Genomic DNA, 19,883 nt, shown 5'->3' with positions numbered 1-19,883 from the left:
TTCTAGCAGACTGCCCATAACTTTATTAAGCAGTATGCTCATGAACCGTATTATACACGAACCAAATAACGATGCTCTAACTGACAGGCACTTGTTCCCTTCTACCTTATCGTGTTACATAACCGTGCACTACAATGGCATTTGGGCGCTGGTCTTTATTCCCCAACTGCGCCCGTTTGCCTAAGATTGATTTTCCCCACTTTCCTCCGTGAAAACTCCCTCTGTCGCACCAGCCGGTGAAATTTTAAGAAAAAGTGGAATACGCAAAGCCTATGAGACTGGAAAAGGTTACATTACAATCCGGGCAAAGGTCAACATAGCACCAAACACATTACAGCAATAATTCATTAGTGCATCGTAGCTATAGAAATTATCCATACAAAAATTTTTCAGACATTCATGCATACCGTTTTACCATCAATGTGCTTATTGCATTTCAGTTTTTTCTGTACCAAAAACAATACCGCTTTGTTTGCGCGCTTTTTCTGTAACAGAAAGAACAATGGAACTCTGATTTTTGAGATACTCATAGGTCTGATTATCTTCATTCTTAATGATTTGTGTAAAATGCTCAATCTCGTACACCATATTGTTATCAACCGCAACCGACTTCAATGCCGATTCCTCTTTCGATGGAGTCTTGATTAACCGCAGATTATTTATCTCGCCGGCACCTTCAAACACCAATGTCCCTTCTTCACCGTGAATCTCACAGGAATTGAAAGAGTTGGCTATTTTCGAACAAAAAATTGTGCTTGTGAAACCATCATAAGTCAAAACCAATGTTCCGCTGCCATCCACACCGTTCTCAAACATTACTGGGTAATACGAAACGTTGTTCGGTTCGCCAAACAATCCTACCGCAACGGAAAGTGGGTACACACCCAGGTCAACAAGGGCGCCACCCGAAAATTCCGCTGTGAAAATGTTTGGCCTTTCTCCCTGCAGGTAGTTATCATATCGTGATGAGTACTGCACAAGCTGTAGTGACATGTTACGAACCCGGCCAATACGACCTGTATTTTCCTTCAACCTTGTAAAATTGGGCGAATGAATGTTACGCATTGCTTCAAATAAATAAACCTTATTTTCTTCTGCAGCCCGGTAGGCTTCCTTCCATTCTTTAGTATTTGAAAAAATTGGTTTCTCACAGATTACGTGCTTTTTATGTTTTAAAAGGGTAAGGACATGTTCATAATGGACTGAATTTGGGGATGCAACATATACACAATCAATTCGGCAGCTGCTTGCCATTTCTTCCAAATCTGTAAAATAGTGCTGTGCGCCATGTTTCTTTGCAAAATCGGCGGCCTTCTCTTCCGTCCGGGAGTAAACCGCTGTCAGCATAAATCCATCTATCTCCTTTGCCGCGCCAATAAATGCATCTGTTATCCAGCTTGTTCCAATTGTTCCGAATTTCATTTTTCTAGCCCTCCCATACAAATACTGCCTAACATCCGTGATGTGAGGCAGTATCATTGAAATACTTTTATTGTTCCAGTTTTTCAATCCGCTGTTCAAGTTTCTGTGTCATTTTCAATTGGGTAATCATCCGCTTAACCAATTGCAATTCAGCTTGTGCTGTCATGACGTGATCCTGTGCATGAATCATAAAGAAGTTTGGTGCTTCTTCGTCATCACTTTGAATCAGCTCTGTCTGATATTGATGTCCTTTTAAAAATTCCTCATTCGCTTCTTCAAGCAGTTTTTCAGCTTCTTCAAAATTGTATTCTTCAGCCTCGTTTAATGCTTCATATGCCGCACCACGGGCGTTTCCGCCATGTAAAATAAGCTGCATCATTATTTCTTCATAATTCATTTTGCTGACCCCTCTCTAGCTGTTTGCCGGTTCTGCATCGTTATATGAACTTTCTTCATCAACAAGTTGTTTTTCATACCGCTTAAAAAATGGATAGTAAATAACGGCAGCGATAATCGCGTTCATGATTTGAACAAGTCCCGCTATCACAGATCCGCCAGTTGCGATAAATCCGCCAAAGAAAATAGGCACTGTAAATGGTGGCTGAACAACCACTGGAGGCATTACACCGGTGGCAAACAGAATATAGTTGATGGTTACGATAATGACCGGACCTAATACAAACGGAATAATCAATATCGGGTTCAACACAATTGGTACCCCAAAGATAACCGGTTCGTTTATATTGAACAATGACGGAATAATTGCTGTTCGGCCAACCTGTTTTAGCTGAACAGATGCCGAGAACAGCATGAAAATCACCAGACCAAGTGTTGCACCGGAACCACCAATATGTGTAAACATGTGGAAGAAGGGCTCTGTTACGATACCAGTTGCTTTTTCCCCAGCTTCCACAGCGTCAGCATTTGCAGCAAGCTGTGTCATCCAAAACGGGTATGCCACTGAAGACACAACGTTCATTCCATGAATACCAATGGACCAAAGTACAAGCATTACTAAAATCATACCAAGTGCTGCCCAGTAAGAGTTGGATGCTGCTACTAGCGGACTGAACAGGTCCAATACCAATTGTGGAATTGTTTTTCCAAAGTTTTCCCAAACAATCCAGGCCAATATCCAAACCAACGGCAAAATAATCATGAATGGAACAAGCGCTCTGAAGGTTCGCATCACATACGGCGGTACACCCGCGGGCATTTCAAAAGCCACACCTTTATTGATAAGAAAACGCATGAGTTCGGTAGTGACTATACCTAAAATAATTGCTACAAATAATCCCTGTCCACCAAGATAATTTAAAATTTCTCCAAATGGCACTTGCGTAATATCTGTTACCGGAAATGCAGTCATGAAAAATGCCAACATGGAGAGGATACCTGCCATAACGGCATCCATATCTTCCCGGATTGCCAGACTGTACCCGACACCAAACGCAACAGTCATTGCCATTAACCCAAAAGTCAGATTGAATGGAAATAACAGCTGTGCCTGAATCGGCTTAACCGCATCTTCCCAAGCGTTTATAATCCCCCAGTCCAGTGAGGTTGGCGGGTTCGCGATAATCAGGAAAACCGCCCCGGTAATAATAACCGGTAACGCAAAAATAACGAATGCATCACGAATTGCCTGCAAATATTTGTTTTGCGCTATCTTACCCAATGGTTCCATCAGGTGATCTTCAAGCCATTGTGCTAAATTCATTGTTGATCCCCCTTTATCATGTTCAGTGCTTGATCAAGCACCTTATCGCCGTCCATTAATGCAAATGCACGCTGGTCAACCAGTTCAACCGGAATGCTATGCTGTTCTGCTACCTTGGTTACCTCCTTTTTCAGATGGCGTACTTGTGGCTCCAATAAAGCGACGTCATATTCGCTCGCTTTTTGTTTGAATTCACCTGTACCCCCTGCGAATGCCTCAAGGTCTATCCCTTTTTTTTCTGCTGCTTCCTGTACTTTTTTAGCCAACTGACTTGACGTAGCACCCCAGCTACATAAAATAATTAATTTCATATGGAATCTCTCCTTTTAATTGTATTAGTTTTTGGCAAGAATTCTTTTTGCCATGGCATCAATTTTCTGATAGTGCCCCATCAACCAATAGGAAAACCAAGTTGCGGCACAAATAACGACCGAAAAGGCTATACCGAATCCCAGAATCAGATTAGCGGATGGCTGATTGGTGAATACAGAATACAGTCCATAACCAATCCAAATCATTGAAAATACAAGTCCATATATAAATAAAAACCTTTTCATTTTAATCCCCCCTTTTTAATCCAACGTTTTTACCTTCTATACTTCCGGTTACACATAACAGGAAAGGATAACCATCGCGCAACCATATATATTTATGCAAAAAACATGCCAACATAAATGATGGCTGCACTTACAAGCAGAAAAGTGCCATAAGTTCAGTATTTCGGTGAACAAAATGTTTTTATAAGTTTGTAAAAAAACACAAAAAAATAATGTGTGCAATACTATTTGCACACATTATCGGGAAAGCTTAACTAATTCTTTTTTTATTTCATTTGTAAATTTGACCTGAAACGCTTCTTCGATTTTATGGAAAAGCGGATTCCAAAGCTTATGTTCCTTAGCTATAAGTGCCGTCGTGTTATCAATTGGAAATGAAGAAATATACTGCTCCAAGGTCCCCTTTACACGAACCGAAATAATCCGATCAACTAACACACTGAGATGCATCCACATGCCCAGTTCCCTGTTTGTGTCCCAGTTATAATAGTCACGGATTGGAGGAATGTGGTTATTTAAAATTCCTGCAATGGTTTTCGGGTTAACATAAGTAACAATTTCGCCAAGCCCCTGAACAATCAGATCATAAAGTTCCTCCGTTGAAACACCTTCTTCCACCGAAGGAATTTTTGACTGCCGGGTGATCTCCAGCAGTTTCAGCATCCGGGAAATTCCCTCCTGCTGCAGCAGTTCCCAAGCCGGAATATATGGAATACCATCAATGGAAACCGGTACAGTCCCAATAATTGCAATTACTTCATAGTAGCTTTTTAAATCATCAAGAACTGATGTATCTTTCGTACTGGGATCGATTCGCACCGTGCGGATTAACACATCCTGATCAAATGTGGAAAGCTGGTTTTCAATCCAGGACTCAAGTAATTGCGCCGCACCCTCACCTGTAAAGCATACCGTAGCAATCAGCCGTTTCTTTTTAATATTTGCCGATTCCTGTTCTTTTTCCATAAATGCAAACATGGCTTTTTTTGCTGCATCATACACATCATCCAATGTCTGATCGGAAGTTAATGATTTCCTGCCAGCCTCCAAAATCATAGGCAAATTCACACTTGATAGCGTTTTGATTGGTACATCCAGTTCATGCTTGATTGCATCACCCATCGTAATTAATGAACCAATATCAACGAGTATTAGTGCCCCTTTAGTATGTTTCAGCCCATTTATCTTATGTTTGACCCGTTCGTACGTGTCAGTGGCAGAGATGTTCAGCGGCATATCAACCGCATGGATAACATTACTTCCAAGCAAATAGTTTGTTACCTCTGCCATGGATGATGCCGTTGTTTTCCCATGAGTCACCAGAATGACTGCTATGGATTGTTCACGGGACGCTTCCCGCTGATACTGCTGGTCAGGTGTCAAAAAATGTGCAATCAATTCGACTTCTTCTGTCGGTAACTTCATTCCAATAGATTTCTGTAAGTATTCAGCAAGCTGATTTGCCGCTTGACGATAGGCTGTATTTGGATGAACCATTACCGGTATCGGGGCTTTGGCCACATCCCCCTTCAAATGGTTGCGGTAATTTTGCAAATGCAGCCCAATGACATACAGCTGATTTTCATGAATAGTTACAGACGGATTGTCTTTTAACTGGTTCGCCGCCTTTTTTAAAGCGGATAACAAGTCATCGCCAATTAGTTTTTGCCACCCCTGTTGCGGGCCACCCGGCTGCTGATACTTATCGGTCAGATCCCGAATATAATTCAGTACAACAGTTTGTGAATCTTCATTTTCATTTTCATCTGACCTGTCCAATCGCTGATATATATTCGGAAATGAGAAGGCGGCTTTTCCCCCCGATTTCTTCGCTTCAATCATCTGAACAGCCTGCAGCTCCCCTTTAGCTGATGGAGTACCTTCACCTGGGAAATCTTCCATTTTTATAACAACTTTCTCATCTTCCCCATTGATATACCGTAAGTAAGCACGGGCACAGACAATCTGTATATCACTTTTCAATTGACCAATATTCCCCGGGCAATTATACGTCAAAAATGCATCATGACAATTATCCTCAATGGCCAAGGATGTGTTCATTTTCGCGGCTTCTTCAGCTAGAAAATATTCAACCAGCGCCTCTCGCTCAGCGATGGTTCGTTCCCGGAGTGGCGGAATATTTAACTTAACGGAAAAACGTCGCCATAGTGTTGATAGCAAGTAATCTTGGGAATCCTCCGTAGTGGCACCGATTAAAGCTATGTTAGCAGTGCGTTCCTGTGTCGCCTCACCCAGCCGGCGATAAACACCCTTATCCATAAGATAAAATAACATTTCCTGTCCAGATGGCGGGAGACGATGGATTTCGTCAAGAAAAAGAACCCCGCCATTTGCCTGTTCGACCAACCCTTTTTTATCCCTGGCAGCACCGGTAAATGCACCTTCTTTAATCCCGAAAATCTGTCCAACAAGCAATTCAACATTCTGTGCATAATCAGCACAATTAAAAGCAATAAATGGTGCTTCTTTTTTATCTTTCGACTTTTCGATTGCCATTTCCGACAACGTTTCTGCTAAGTAGGATTTACCTGTGCCTGTTTCACCTGTCAGCAAAATTGGCAGTGGTCTTGACGGATACAAAAAGGCTGCCATACCTGTTTGCAAAATAGGCTGCAGACTATCGCCGGCTCCAATCACATCTGTACCTGCAGATTGATTAGGGACGGATACTTTAAATGCGTACTTTACCGGCTTGCCTGAAATTTTCACGGCTTTATTTGCTTTTACCAGGTCATTTAAATAACGGCTGGCGGTTGAACGGTCGATATCCAGTTGTTCTCCGATGTCACCGGCACTAAGTCCGTTTTCGCCTGCTTTACCGAGCTGTTTATAAATATCCATCATGCGACTCATAGTATGCTGATCCCCGTTCGTTTGTTAGTTATAGTCCACGTTTCATTTTAGCAGAAAAGTCCGAAAATGCATACAAACATATTCGATAAAAACCTTTAAAATCCTTGTGATAACAGGGAATTTTATTTATTCAGCGACCCCTGGTTAGCTAACAATAATCGGGACCGCAAATTACGCTTTTTTAAAAGAAAATGTGCGCAGAAGTTTTACACACATTTTAAAAGCGAAGCTGGCATATTAAAAGGAAGGCATATCTTCGCTGCTTCATCGTCCCGTATTTGTTTGGATTCCCTGTGACAAGACATCGCCTGCCACAGGGAGTTATTACCTTGTATCACCCTTAAGAAATCTATTGCCACTTCTTAATCAGGTAGTCAGCATCAGCCTTGAGAACCTTATAGGCTTTCTCAGAAATCAAATCATTTCCTTTTTGATGGTCCAGCAAACGTTTAAAACCTTTCATGTGTTTAACAACTTTTTCAGCTGAACCATTTTCTTCGTAACGGCTCACTGTAACCAGGTGAATGCGTAAAGAACGGGCAACACGGTCATTTGCGAATTCACCGGTTTCCTTGTAACGCTGAACAAGCATTTTCAAGTTAGTTGCAGTTGTTTCCGAAACTAACTTAATAGATTTAATCGGTCCACTATATATTCCGCCTCCACCTGTACCATCAAATACCCTAATACTAATAACATTATTCTGGCCGTATTTTATAGTATCAGCTGGAATAGTATATTCCCTCATTTGATTCCAAGCCGTTTTCGCTCCGTCCCAACCATCCCCAGTTGGAAACTTTCCAGATTGGCCAATCTTTTGGCCATTAAAATAGGTCGCGTCCATATCATCAATTTTTCCTAAAGTTACCTTCAATGAATGACCTTTCCACTCTTCAGGAATAAAAATCTCCTTCCGGTACCAGCCATAGACATTATTTTCCGTATAGTTAGAGTGTTCTTCCCAACTTGCCGGCAGGTTTACTTTTTGCCACCCGCTATCGTCGTATCCTGGTGCTTTCCAGTCGAGATTGTCCCCTTTGTGGAACAACCAACCACCCGCAAGTTCAATTTTAGGTAACGCTGCCAACTTTGACTCAAGATTACCGATGGCCACTTTATATACACCTATATTGTCAGAAGTTGAATAAGTAAATGTCACATCTTTACTTCCTCCCCCTGCTTGGGCAGGTACCTCAATCCTCTTCCTCTTGACTAATTCTTCATTAATAAAAAGCGGCACTTCTGCCACATCTTTATAGCTGCCAAAGTTAGTGACTTCAGCTGTTGCCGTAATTGTCTGATCTTGAGCTGATACACTAAAGTTACTGTATTCAAATATTGTTTTTTTCTTTTCTACCGTTATCTTTTTAGCAGGTAATCCGTTTACACTGATTCTGTGATCACCGGTTTTAAATAGTTTATTATAGGTGAATCTGATTTCCTCAGTACCTCCAGGAGCAACTCTTACATGCTTTTTTGCGACTGTTTTGCCATCAATTTGCAGTTTTAAATTTTTTCCAACGATGACATTGCCTTTATTTCTAATATTTACCTTTATTTCAAATGAATCATTTGATTGGATAGACTCAGGAACGTGTGTATAAGACAACTTCATTTTCTTTGCTTTATAATTTGGAAGTTTTGCTATTTCTTTTTTACTTGCTGGATAAATTCTGACGGCCTGCCCGCCCCCAGCTGCAAGAGACGCAACGAATGTGTCATTGGACTTCACAATGGCTTTCTTTATTGAAACCGGATTCGGGTTCGTTTTCCAGTCCGCGTTAGGTCCATCCGAGTAAATCTCTGCGACATATTTTTTACCCTTGTCTAAGAAATCGAGATCTATTTCTAAGTCTCTCGCTTGCTTATCCGTGATACTTCCGATATACCATTCTTCTCCTTTTTGGCGGATGATGCTGACATAATCACCAATTTTAGCTTTCGGTACAATGATGTCATCCCACGTAACTGGAACATCTTTGATGAATTCAAAGGCTGGTAAAATATTTCCGTCTTCGTCTTTATAGTTTTTGGGTTCATCCGCGACCATCTGGACCCCGCTGCTGATTGTTACATACAAAGCCAATTGTTTTGCACGGGTTGTAAGGACTCTAGTATTGGGATTGTTTGACGTTTTCACATCAAATATGCCCGGTGTAAAATCTATAGGTCCAGCCATCATTCTTGTAAATGGAAGGATTGTCGAATGCTTAGGTAAATTGTTATCGTCGCCAAAAGCAGCATATTCCATTCCACTAACTCCTTCACGACTCATCCAATTAGGATAAGTACGACGGAGGCCGGTTCCCTTAATTGGTTCATGGGTATCAATCATTATTTGATGCTTAGCTGCCTTTTTCACGGCTTCTAAATAATGATTAACCATATATTGACCATGGTGACTTTGGTCTTCTGGATTATGCATTCCGTTATCGGCTACGTAACCGCTCTTAATAGCATGAATTCCTAATTCTTGATATAAATCATATGCTTCATCCATTTGTTTTTCGTAATTTATGATGTTTCCAGAAGTCTCATTGTGCATAATATAGGACACACCATGATCTTGCGCATACTCGACAACTTCTTTTAAGTTATAGTCAGGATAAGGTTGAGTGAAACTAAATTCATCGCCATTTTCCATCCAATTTCCATCCCATCCTATATTCCATCCTTCAACTAACAGACCAATATTTTGATTTTCAGAATCAAGATATTTATAAGCGAAATCGATGTATTTTTTTGCATTTTCCGTTGTCGCACCGTGCTTTGGCCCTGATTCCCAAGTAGAATCGCCACTTATCATTTCCCACCAAATCCCGATATATTTCATTGGTTCAATCCATGACGTATCCTCTAAAGCACTGGGCTCATTCAGATTTAAAATCATATCAGATTCTACCAAGTCACCGGCATCGTCTCCTATTTGAATGGTTCTCCACGGTGTTTTCACCGGCAAAGCATCCTTCTTAACCTTGACATTACTATTTGGCCATGGGGCTAAATAACTTTTCAGTGTCGTTGATTCCCCATCTACCTTTTTTAAAGCCATGCCAGCATAATCAATAAGTGCCGCTTCATGAACAGTAAGGAAAGTACCTTCAGGTGTTTTCATTGTAAAAGGTGTACTAACTTCTTCTACTTCACTTAACGGTGTATTCTTATAGTTATATTCATAGCTATTCCAGTCATTAGGAATCCACCAGGAGGTATTGTCACTGGAAAATTTGAATTCCGTATTTTCAGCTGTAATCCGGATGTTTTTATCCAAATTTTCCTGTTCGGGCAGGACATACCGAAACCCTACCCCATTATTATAAAGCTTAAATACTAAATTCATTTTTCTATTGGGAGCTTCTTTTTCTTGTAAATAAATCGTTAATTGCTTGTAGTGATTTCTTATTTTTGATTTTTCTCCCCATACGGGTTCCCAAGTATTATTAAACGTTTTCATAGATGTTTTCACAATCTTAAAGCTGCCTTTTAACGCCTTCTGATTTTTAAACTCAAATCCCAGGGAGGAAGGTTCAATAAGTTCTTCCCCTTTATAGGAAAGCTCATAATGTGGTTTACCATTCTCGGACAGTTCAAAATCCAAATGAACTTTTCCATTAGGTGAACTTATTGACGCCTTCTTTTCATGATCATTTTTATTTGGACTCTCCGAAGAACTTGCAAATGCAGTCGATACTGAAAGAGAAACCATCAAACTTAATCCTAAAAATAGTATCAGTGTATAACCCTTTTTATTGAACATATTCTCTCTCCTTCTAATATTTAAATACCAATATGACCTATCCTCTCATCAGTAGTTTTGTCACCATCGACTAATGTATAGAGTTTCCAAATTACCACCCCTAACTGTTTTCTTCTACCCTTCTACTTTATTAGAATGTAGATTTTTCCCTCCTTTGTTTAATAACGTTAAAAATATTAGTGCAAATTTAATGCCAATTGGAAATAATCCTGCTACATCAACAATCAAGAGAACAAGAAAAAATGTGTGCAGAGTTTTCTGCACACATTTTAATGGAATATATTTATAATTTTTTTCATATCTATTTTCCGCTTCCTTTTTCAGTATATCTATTTCTTCCTGAATTATTTACAGATACCTCTTAGATGACCTATTGCTCCTAGTCCTTTTCCTACTTCTACTAAGTATATTAGATCCACACATGGTTTATCTCATTACCTTAGTAAACCTCATTCTTTTTATTCTTTTCTTCCTTAACGTCTTTTCATAAGTACCGATTAATTGGTTTACCGGCTTAACAAGTAGTAAAAACGTCCCACTAATACTGACGGAAAACTCAGTCGCTGTTGTAAAAAGAAAAATTGGAGATCTTGGGACCGCATTATTTGGGTCATAAATGGGGACATATCCTGTAAATCCCTAACGCAAATGCAATGATGGCCAGAATATTAAAACCTTTTGTATACTTGTAAGCATTCTTCCCATCCACAGGGTATAGTGACCGCATCGTAAATTTTTGCTTTCTGATCTGATTAAAGTTCACCAAAAGCAGTGCCGCAGGGCTACCGTTAATTATTTTTGCTTTGAATGTTGTAAACAAAGCGTAGTGATCCCTTTCCTTAAAAAAGGCTTCGTTAACCGAAACAATATGTTCAACTTCTATTGTTAACCCTGCCTCTTCTTTAACCTTGCGAATAACTGCCTGTTCAAACGCCCCCCCCCTTTCAACTGCCTCCGCCAGGAAGAGACCAGCCACACCCCGATTATTAACCATCAGAACCTTTCTGCAAAATGGCTCAATAAGCTAATAACGGGCGTTATCTTATTTCTGATAAGCGCCCGTTATCGGCATAGTACAATGTTTTACGCAACGACCACTTATTGAAATAAAATTCTGCACGGACTTAATTTAGACTGTATTTATTCCTTTATCATCACTTGTGAAACCTATGAAATTGATAATTAAAACATAAAGGGGATAGACCATTAATATACCTATCATAATGAAACCGGCTCCGGGGCTAAGCATATCACCTTCATATGTTATCGGAAACAAAGATGCAATTATATATACAAAAAGAACAAAATATGGAACCCATAGGATTACTGTCCAAAAGTTAGCCTTACGACCTCTCAGTAAATTTCTTGTTAAGAATATGATAAGGAGTGTACCAATTATAAATTCAATAACGATAACAATATAACCTATTGTCTGTACAGTATTAAATTCCCAACCGGTTAGTCTACTGACCCTGTATAATTCGCCCATAAATCGAATCGGAATAAATATGATAAGGGCATATAACATACTAACCAAATTTATTTTATAAAATATTTCATTGAATAGATCTCCTTGCCGCCCTTTTCTGGAATAGTCTCATTTCTGCTATTAGCTAGTAAGGTTTACTTACCCGAGAATAAAGGCACTTCCATTACTTTTTGTTTTTCTGTGATTTTTCAAGGATTCTTATCACTATATAAACTACAGCTGCTAAAATTATTCCTTGCACAAAAAAAGGTGATATTTGCACAAAAGTGTCCACTTATTCACCCCCTCATAATTTTTAAATTGGTTGCATTCAAATTGGCTGCATCATTAGTTATATTAGTATCATTTATACTTCTATACCCTTACAAAAATTCATATTTCTTCAATGATCCTATGTGCTATCTTGATAACAATTATCTCAAATATCTGTAATTTCCACAAAGGTTTACTTTCCCAATCTGGCCCTTATGAGCAAGACGAGCACAGCTCTTATTCGATTACTGCGCCCGTTAATTTAACAGTGCTCGTACATTACTAGCCATATAATTTCTAACCAAATGAAGTTCATTTTTCTCAATATCATAAACTTCAGTGTTTGAATAGTTATAAAGCACTTTTTGAATGGTAGAGTTCATCTCTTTTGGCAAAGATAACAAGCCCCAATTACCTGCTTCTTCTTTCGATGAAATAAAACCTTCTTTTAGATACCAAAACACCCTTATTAAATTCAATGTACAATATATAGGTTTTTTTTCAATATTTTCCAAGCATTCTTCAAAGTCTCCCATAATGGATGATATGTAATGAGAACGTGGAACACAAGGAAACACCTCATCAATAGGTTTTCCTTCTATGCAAATTCCTCTATTTGTGGTTATCTTTATATGTGCAGATAAATCTGGATCTGTTTGTATCTGATTGTTTAAATATTGATATGTTCCCAATTCCAAATCATTTTCATAACATTCCCTCCAAAACTCACTGTAATGAAAATCATATGTAGAGGGGTGCCTCCAATTTTTTAATTGCTGTTCATTCAAAGAACTTATTTCAATAGGAAAGGGATTATTTGAATGATATAAGAATAATTGTGCTAATTTCCTTTTGGTTTCCAGAGTTAATGAATTGTGTGTAACAATCAAGATATCAATATCACTACTGTTAGGATTAAAACCACCCATTGCCAAAGAACCGTGTATATAAAAACCGATAAAATCTTCTTTTATTATTTTTTTGACCTCAGGTAAAAGGTTAAGGATAAAATCTTTTGTATCAGTTGAACAAGTTTGCCAACTATTCGTCATAAAAAATCACACCTATTGCTTTTTCAACTTCTGTTCGATTCAAGAAGAAAAGCCTTTATTCGAGAATGGTACCCCTATCACGGTAGATCGTTCCATAGATCTATATGGCTTTTTCCATCTCCACACATTGCAAGACAGTATCTTCAGCAATTTTATGCGTCTTTTCATTTTTAGGAGTAAACCCTAACTGTTTATAAAATTTAACAGCGTTAAGTGAAGAAATCAGGCTTAATTCTCGAATCCCCTTTTCTTTTGCTATCGTTTCAAGTTTTTGAAACAACTCTTTACCAATGCCTAGCCTGAGGTTACTTGATATAACATAGACAGCTTCAATCTCACCATTAGCAAGGTTGAGTTGGCCAAAACCTACAATTACACTATTTACTTCTGCAACGAACATTATTTTAGTTTCAATACTTTCTATATATGAACTTTGTTTTAACTTCCCTGCCCAAACCTCTAACTGGTTTTGTGTATAATGAGAACTACAGACATTTTTTATTGCATCATAATGAACTTTCCATATAGCTTCACTATCACTTTTAACTGCCTTTCGGATAAGCAAAAGCACTCACTCCTTACCATAAATTCAGAGTATCTTAATCCCAATTAGAAGTATTTTACTATTCGAGAAAGGCGCCCGTTAGTTGAAATGTCAGATGAAACTTTACCAGTAAGGTTCTATCTCATTAGACAACTTTAAAATAAATGGATATAAGCCAAATGTAATTAAAAACAAAGGAGTAGCAAGTAATAACACCGTACCTACTGAGAATTCAAACCAAGCATTAATAGGTAAGAGTACTAACGGAATGAGCATAAATGCACCACTTTTTGTTCTTGATGATGCGGATTCATATTGCTTTTTACCACAATAAGGGCATTTTAACCTGAATATCGTTTTAAACGTTTGTTTCCAACTCCATTTTTCACCGCAGTTTTGACAAATTGGCATTAAAGTACCTCCTCTTCTAAAAATACTTTCAGCTTATTCAAGAATGGCGCCCGATCGTTTTATAAGCTACTTATGTTTCTCTGCTAATAATTTCTCAAATCTATATGCTATAAAAACGAGTGCTCCTGCGCTAACACCAATCATTATACCGTCTGTGAAAAATCCAATTATTCCACCAATCAAAATAAATGTCGTTACTTGCAATTTCATCATAATTGTATTCCCCTTATTTCCAACAATGAAGTTATTTATATCAGACCTTTATGTACGATATGAGCGCTGATCTTTATACCCGATAAGCGCCCTTTAGTTGAATAAACTAAAGGCTTATATATTTTACGGAAATAAGATCAAAATAAGCCGTCTATATCAAGGGCTATCAGGATCTAGACGACTTTCAGACGTTCTCGTTTTATTCGACGATGTCCGCATTCAGCTCATGGTCTTTAACATACGCAATGGGCAGTAACGTACTTTTAAAATCAAAGGCTTTCAACACTTTATCTTTTTTGACTCGGTTTGGCAAGTCAGGGTTTGCAAGCGCACTAGTTCCTAGAGATACGAAGTCGGCTTCATTTTGGTGAAGGGCGTTGTTTGCGGTTTCCGGATCACCAAGCTTACCATTCGCAATAACAGGGAGTTTTCCGTAATCCTTAGCTGCCTTCGCTAATGTCTTAGTACCTTCACCAAACGCTGGGGCTGTTCCATTACCGTCCGTGACGTGAATGTAATCTAAGGATGTCTCACCAAGTTTAGAGAAAATGGTCTCAGCCGATGATTCACCCTCCTGCCACTTATGCTTGGAATCGGATACCTTGATTTGTGAGATGCGAATGCCGACAATATAATCCTCGCCGACAGCTTGGCGTACATCATTTATAACTTCCAGCATCAACCGAAGGCGATTCCCAAGTGAACCGCCGTATTGATCTTCACGATGGTTGAGGTAGTCAGTTAGGAACTGATCTAACAAATATCCATTAGCACCGTGAAGTTCGATGCCGTCAAAACCAGCTTCTTTTGCGTGAAGCGCCCCATTCACAAAAGCCCTTTTAACATCATCAATATTTTGTTTCGTCATTGATTCAGGCGTTGGAAAGGGTCCGGAGCCGCCGTAGAATTCCAATTGTTCTCCTTTTGGTGGAATCTCAGATGGGGCTATGGTTTCATTCACGTAGGCATTTCCTTGAGATTGACCGCCGGCATGCATAAGCTGGGCAATGAATAAGGTGTTATGATTGTGAACGGCATCAACGATAGGTTTCCATGCTTGTACATGTTTGTCATTGGCTAGACCTGGTTGGTTATCATACCCCTGACTGTGACTTTCATCGAAATAAATTCCTTCTGTAATAATGGTGCCAAAACCGCCTTTAGCAAACCGTTCATAGTATTCCTTCATACGGTTATTGGCGAGCCCATCTTCTTCCGCGCTCACACGAGTCATAGGGGAAACAATAAAACGGTTCTTGATATTGGTATTTCCGATATTAAAATCTGAGAATAGGTAATCGTATGCCATGTCTATAACTTCCTTTCTGTGCGATGTCAATCAAATTTTAGGTTTTATGTGTATGAATATCAAACCATGCGCTCACAGTTATTATGTTATAGACGTGTTCACCGTATTCTAAAATAACAGGAACATGTTTATGGTGAGGGTGAACAATGCGCTAGCATTGATCTCTTCACCTATTACACAAAATGACTTAATGAACCAAAAAGAGCGCAGGTCTTATTCGTTTCTTGCGCCCGTTTGAGGAAGATCATGGCAGATGGGCATGAGCGCTTTATCTATTATCAAATAAAAAATAAAGAGAGGCTGCATGATTAACAGCCCCCCTATACGATCGACGAATTATTTTTCTAAAAGCTTTAGAGATTCGCGATTGAATGCAGGAAGATCATCAGGTGTTCTGCTTGTTACAAGGTTTCCATCTACGATTACTTCTTCATCTCTTACAGTTGCTCCTGCATTTTCCAAGTCTTTTCTTACGGAAACAAAGCTTGTTAGCTCTCTACCTTTTAGTTGGTCTGTATTAACGAGAAACTGTGGACCATGGCAAATTGAAAATATGGGTTTATTATCTTGGAAAAATGTTTTCGCAAACTCACTATTCTTCGGATTAATACGTAGTAAGTCAGGAGAAAACCCGCCAGGTACGAGTAATGCATCATAATCGTTTGCATTTACTTCATCTATGCCTCTATCTGCTTGTATTTCGTCCCCATTTTTGCCATTGATGGTTTTTTTTGCTTCATTACTGATAATATCTACCGTATGCCCAGCTTCTTTGTAAGCTTTCACAGGATCAGTTAATTCAATTTCTTCTACCATGTCTGTTACAAGGACTGCAATGTGTCGACTCATATAGCACTTCCTCCCTTTATCATTCTCGAATATATTCTAGCATACTGCCCATAACTTTATTAAGCAGTATGCTCATGAACCGTATTATACACGAACCAAATAACGATGCTCTAACTGACAGGCACTTGTTCCCTTCTACCTTATCGTGTTACATAAACGTGCACTACAATGGCATTTGGGCGCTGGTCTTTATTCCCCAACTGCGCCCGATAGCTTAACATTGATCAAAGGTCTACTTAATAAAAAAGAGTGCGTATTTATGCACTCTCTAGTTATTATATTTGTTTTTTAAACTATAAAGTTCTTTCTCCATTTTATTTACTTTGTCAACAATAAAATCCATTTCATTGATGCTCGATTCGTTTGTTAATTCAAACTGGCTCCCAACACCTTCCAGTTTTGTTTCTATAGTGTCAAATCGACTATGCATTTCTGATTTCATACTTTTCATTTCCTTGTTCATTTCTGTCAGCAAATCAAGAATTTCCTTATCCATTCTTATCACCTCTGTGATAATTATAATATAGATTAATCAAATAATCACTGTTTTTTAAAACTTACTCGTTAATTACGTAATCGCGCCCTTTAGTTGAATAAACTAAAGGCTTATATATTTTACGGAAATAAGATCAAAATAAGCCGTCTATATCAATGGCTATCAGGATCTAGACGACTTTCAGACGTTCTCGTTTTATTCGACGATGTCCGCATTCAGCTCATGGTCTTTAACATACGCAATGGGCAGTAACGTACTTTTAAAATCAAAGGCTTTCAACACTTTATCTTTTTTGACTCGGTTTGGCAAGTCAGGGTTTGCAAGCGCACTAGTTCCTAGAGATACGAAGTCGGCTTCATTTTGGTGAAGGGCGTTGTTTGCGGTTTCCGGATCACCAAGCTTACCATTCGCAATAACAGGGAGTTTTCCGTAATCCTTAGCTGCCTTCGCTAATGTCTTAGTACCTTCACCAAACGCTGGGGCTGTTCCATTACCGTCCGTGACGTGAATGTAATCTAAGGATGTCTCACCAAGTTTAGAGAAAATGGTCTCAGCCGATGATTCACCCTCCTGCCACTTATGCTTGGAATCGGATACCTTGATTTGTGAGATGCGAATGCCGACAATATAATCCTCGCCGACAGCTTGGCGTACATCATTTATAACTTCCAGCATCAACCGAAGGCGATTCCCAAGTGAACCGCCGTATTGATCTTCACGATGGTTGAGGTAGTCAGTTAGGAACTGATCTAACAAATATCCATTAGCACCGTGAAGTTCGATGCCGTCAAAACCAGCTTCTTTTGCGTGAAGCGCCCCATTCACAAAAGCCCTTTTAACATCATCAATATTTTGTTTCGTCATTGATTCAGGCGTTGGAAAGGGTCCGGAGCCGCCGTAGAATTCCAATTGTTCTCCTTTTGGTGGAATCTCAGATGGGGCTATGGTTTCATTCACGTAGGCATTTCCTTGAGATTGACCGCCGGCATGCATAAGCTGGGCAATGAATAAGGTGTTATGATTGTGAACGGCATCAACGATAGGTTTCCATGCTTGTACATGTTTGTCATTGGCTAGACCTGGTTGGTTATCATACCCCTGACTGTGACTTTCATCGAAATAAATTCCTTCTGTAATAATGGTGCCAAAACCGCCTTTAGCAAACCGTTCATAGTATTCCTTCATACGGTTATTGGCGAGCCCATCTTCTTCCGCGCTCACACGAGTCATAGGGGAAACAATAAAACGGTTCTTGATATTGGTATTTCCGATATTAAAATCTGAGAATAGGTAATCGTATGCCATGTCTATAACTTCCTTTCTGTGCGATGTCAATCAAATTTTAGGTTTTATGTGTATGAATATCAAACCATGCGCTCACAGTTATTATGTTATAGACGTGTTCACCGTATTCTAAAATAACAGGAACATGTTTATGGTGAGGGTGAACAATGCGCTAGCATTGATCTCTTCACCTATTACACAAAATGACTTAATGAACCAAAAAGAGCGCAGGTCTTATTCTGAACTGCACCCCAATTGTTAGACACAACTAACAAATTGGAGGTGCAATTTCTTTATGAGAAAATTTTCTCCAGAAGAAAAGATTCAGGCAGTAAAACGGTATCTATATGGAAAAGAAAGCGGAGGTGAAATCACCCAATCGATTGGTGTTCATCATAGTAACTTTCATCGGTGGGTTAAACAATACAAAGCTTTTGGTGACGAGGTTTTTATAAAAAACTATACAACTTACCCTACACAGTTTAAACTAGACGTACTTCATTATATGGATAAACATGGGACGTCTATTCGAGAAACAGCGGCGATGTTTAATATTCCATCACCTGAATCGCTTCGCATATGGAAAATCGCCTATGAATCTGAAGGAGTAGATGCCCTGAAATCGAAGAAAAAGGGGCATTTACCAATGAAAAGAGGCAATAAGTTAGCAGTCGATGGAAAAAAGGAGACGTTACAGGCAGAAAATGAACGTTTACGTATGGAGGTTGAGTATTTAAAAAAGTTGAATGCCTTAGTTCAAAGCAAGGAAAAATCACCAAACAAGACAAAGCGAAAGTCGTCTATGAATTAAGGCGTCAATTTCCAGTGAAAACACTTCTTCAGTTCGCGGGTATTCCGCGCAGTACCTACTATTATTGGGTAAAAATGTTGGATCGTCCTGATCCAGATGCAGATCTGAAAGAATTAATTCAAATGATTTATGATGAACACAAAGGGCGTTATGGGTATCGTCGCATTCGAGATGAATTAGCCAACCGGGGACAACGGGTCAATCATAAAAAGGTTCAACGTATTATGAAAGAATTGGGCTTAAAGTGTCTTGTCCGTATTAAGAAATATCGTTCGTACAAAGGAACGGTTGGTAAGATTGCACCTAATATTTTGGAACGGGACTTTAAGGCTGGTAAGCCGAATGAGAAGTGGGTTACAGATATTACGGAGTTTAAATTGTTTGGGGAAAAATTGTATCTGTCCCCTATGTTAGATTTGTATAATGGGGAGATTATCACATATACAATTGACACGAGACCCGTGTATTCACTCGTTTCTACAATGCTTGACCAGGCATTTGAGAGATTAACAGACAAAGATAAACTTATCATTCACTCTGATCAGGGCTGGCACTATCAGATGAAACAGTATAGACATTCCCTTAAAGAACATGGAATTACTCAAAGTATGTCTCGAAAAGGTAACTGTTACGATAACGCTGTGATTGAAAATTTTTTCGGCATCATGAAGTCTGAGTTTCTATATTTAAAAGAATTTAAGAGTATTCATCATTTTAAGCAAGAGCTTAAAAAGTATATAAATTACTACAACATCAAACGAATCAAGACAAAATTAAAAGGCATGAGTCCGATACAATTCCGAACTCATGCCCAACCAGTTGCTTAACAAAATAACCTGTCTA

The 19,883-nt window shown here is 39.0% G+C and carries 17 protein-coding genes; 1 reads left to right on the top strand and 16 read right to left on the bottom strand.

What is annotated here, in order from left to right:
- Window positions 1–426 precede the first annotated feature (426 nt).
- The 16 genes from HUX68_RS14535 to HUX68_RS14460 all read right to left on the bottom strand — a co-directional run bounded on the left by HUX68_RS14535 (window position 427) and on the right by HUX68_RS14460 (window position 18,250).
- The gene (locus HUX68_RS14535; protein WP_077324739.1) at window positions 427–1,422 is read right to left on the bottom strand and encodes a Gfo/Idh/MocA family protein; all 996 of its coding nucleotides are present in this window, start codon (window positions 1,420–1,422) and stop codon (window positions 427–429) included.
- A gap of 67 nt (window positions 1,423–1,489) precedes the next feature.
- The gene (locus HUX68_RS14530) at window positions 1,490–1,819 is read right to left on the bottom strand and encodes a PTS lactose/cellobiose transporter subunit IIA (RefSeq protein ID WP_077324738.1); all 330 of its coding nucleotides are present in this window, start codon (window positions 1,817–1,819) and stop codon (window positions 1,490–1,492) included.
- A 15-nt stretch (window positions 1,820–1,834) separates the two neighbouring features.
- The gene (locus HUX68_RS14525; RefSeq protein ID WP_077324737.1) at window positions 1,835–3,142 is read right to left on the bottom strand and encodes a PTS sugar transporter subunit IIC; all 1,308 of its coding nucleotides are present in this window, start codon (window positions 3,140–3,142) and stop codon (window positions 1,835–1,837) included.
- On the bottom strand, window positions 3,139–3,453 hold the full coding sequence (locus HUX68_RS14520; RefSeq protein WP_077324736.1) for a PTS sugar transporter subunit IIB: 315 nt from the start codon (window positions 3,451–3,453) through the stop codon (window positions 3,139–3,141). Before HUX68_RS14520 ends, HUX68_RS14525 begins: the two co-directional genes overlap by 4 nt.
- A gap of 24 nt (window positions 3,454–3,477) precedes the next feature.
- Window positions 3,478–3,699, bottom strand: coding sequence for a hypothetical protein (locus tag HUX68_RS14515; protein WP_077324735.1), 222 nt, complete (start codon window positions 3,697–3,699; stop codon window positions 3,478–3,480).
- A gap of 237 nt (window positions 3,700–3,936) precedes the next feature.
- Window positions 3,937–6,573 (bottom strand): sigma 54-interacting transcriptional regulator, encoded by a 2,637-nt coding sequence (locus HUX68_RS14510; protein ID WP_174615485.1) that lies wholly within the window; start codon window positions 6,571–6,573, stop codon window positions 3,937–3,939.
- Window positions 6,574–6,922: 349 nt separating this feature from the next.
- Window positions 6,923–10,330 (bottom strand): glycoside hydrolase family 97 N-terminal domain-containing protein, encoded by a 3,408-nt coding sequence (locus HUX68_RS14505; protein WP_217424808.1) that lies wholly within the window; start codon window positions 10,328–10,330, stop codon window positions 6,923–6,925.
- 610 nt (window positions 10,331–10,940) lie between these two features.
- Window positions 10,941–11,324: an NUDIX hydrolase gene (locus tag HUX68_RS14500; RefSeq protein ID WP_174615484.1), complete on the bottom strand. Its 384-nt coding sequence runs from the start codon at window positions 11,322–11,324 to the stop codon at window positions 10,941–10,943.
- Window positions 11,325–12,328: 1,004 nt separating this feature from the next.
- Window positions 12,329–13,123, bottom strand: coding sequence for an aminoglycoside adenylyltransferase domain-containing protein (locus HUX68_RS14495; RefSeq protein ID WP_174615483.1), 795 nt, complete (start codon window positions 13,121–13,123; stop codon window positions 12,329–12,331).
- A 100-nt stretch (window positions 13,124–13,223) separates the two neighbouring features.
- Window positions 13,224–13,688 carry a GNAT family N-acetyltransferase gene (locus HUX68_RS14490; RefSeq protein ID WP_174615482.1) on the bottom strand — a complete coding sequence of 155 codons (465 nt, stop codon included), beginning with the start codon at window positions 13,686–13,688 and terminating at the stop codon, window positions 13,224–13,226.
- Window positions 13,689–13,790: 102 nt separating this feature from the next.
- Window positions 13,791–14,078 (bottom strand): TIGR04104 family putative zinc finger protein, encoded by a 288-nt coding sequence (locus tag HUX68_RS14485; RefSeq protein ID WP_174615481.1) that lies wholly within the window; start codon window positions 14,076–14,078, stop codon window positions 13,791–13,793.
- 66 nt (window positions 14,079–14,144) lie between these two features.
- Window positions 14,145–14,291, bottom strand: a complete 147-nt coding sequence (locus tag HUX68_RS14480; RefSeq protein ID WP_174615480.1) for a hypothetical protein — start codon at window positions 14,289–14,291, stop codon at window positions 14,145–14,147.
- A gap of 199 nt (window positions 14,292–14,490) precedes the next feature.
- Window positions 14,491–15,600 (bottom strand): oxidoreductase, encoded by a 1,110-nt coding sequence (locus HUX68_RS14475; RefSeq protein WP_174615477.1) that lies wholly within the window; start codon window positions 15,598–15,600, stop codon window positions 14,491–14,493.
- Between the two features lie 336 nt (window positions 15,601–15,936).
- On the bottom strand, window positions 15,937–16,449 hold the full coding sequence (locus HUX68_RS14470; protein ID WP_174615479.1) for a type 1 glutamine amidotransferase domain-containing protein: 513 nt from the start codon (window positions 16,447–16,449) through the stop codon (window positions 15,937–15,939).
- A gap of 268 nt (window positions 16,450–16,717) precedes the next feature.
- Window positions 16,718–16,945: a hypothetical protein gene (locus tag HUX68_RS14465; protein ID WP_174615478.1), complete on the bottom strand. Its 228-nt coding sequence runs from the start codon at window positions 16,943–16,945 to the stop codon at window positions 16,718–16,720.
- A gap of 195 nt (window positions 16,946–17,140) precedes the next feature.
- The gene (locus HUX68_RS14460) at window positions 17,141–18,250 is read right to left on the bottom strand and encodes an oxidoreductase (protein WP_174615477.1); all 1,110 of its coding nucleotides are present in this window, start codon (window positions 18,248–18,250) and stop codon (window positions 17,141–17,143) included.
- 274 nt (window positions 18,251–18,524) lie between these two features.
- On the opposite strand from HUX68_RS14460, the gene HUX68_RS14455 reads away from it, so the two are divergent.
- Window positions 18,525–19,867 (top strand): IS3 family transposase gene (locus HUX68_RS14455; RefSeq protein ID WP_174615476.1). Its coding sequence is split into 2 segments (ribosomal slippage): window positions 18,525–18,963 and window positions 18,963–19,867, totalling 1,344 coding nucleotides; the frame shifts between segments, so codons are not numbered across the junction.
- Window positions 19,868–19,883: the final 16 nt, after the last annotated feature.

It is taken from the genome of Virgibacillus ihumii, from assembly GCF_902726655.1.
GTDB classification, from domain to species: Bacteria; Bacillota; Bacilli; order Bacillales; family Amphibacillaceae; genus Lentibacillus; species Lentibacillus ihumii.
Note: the sequence above shows the minus strand (reverse complement) of the source record. Positions and strands in the feature narration are given on the sequence as shown.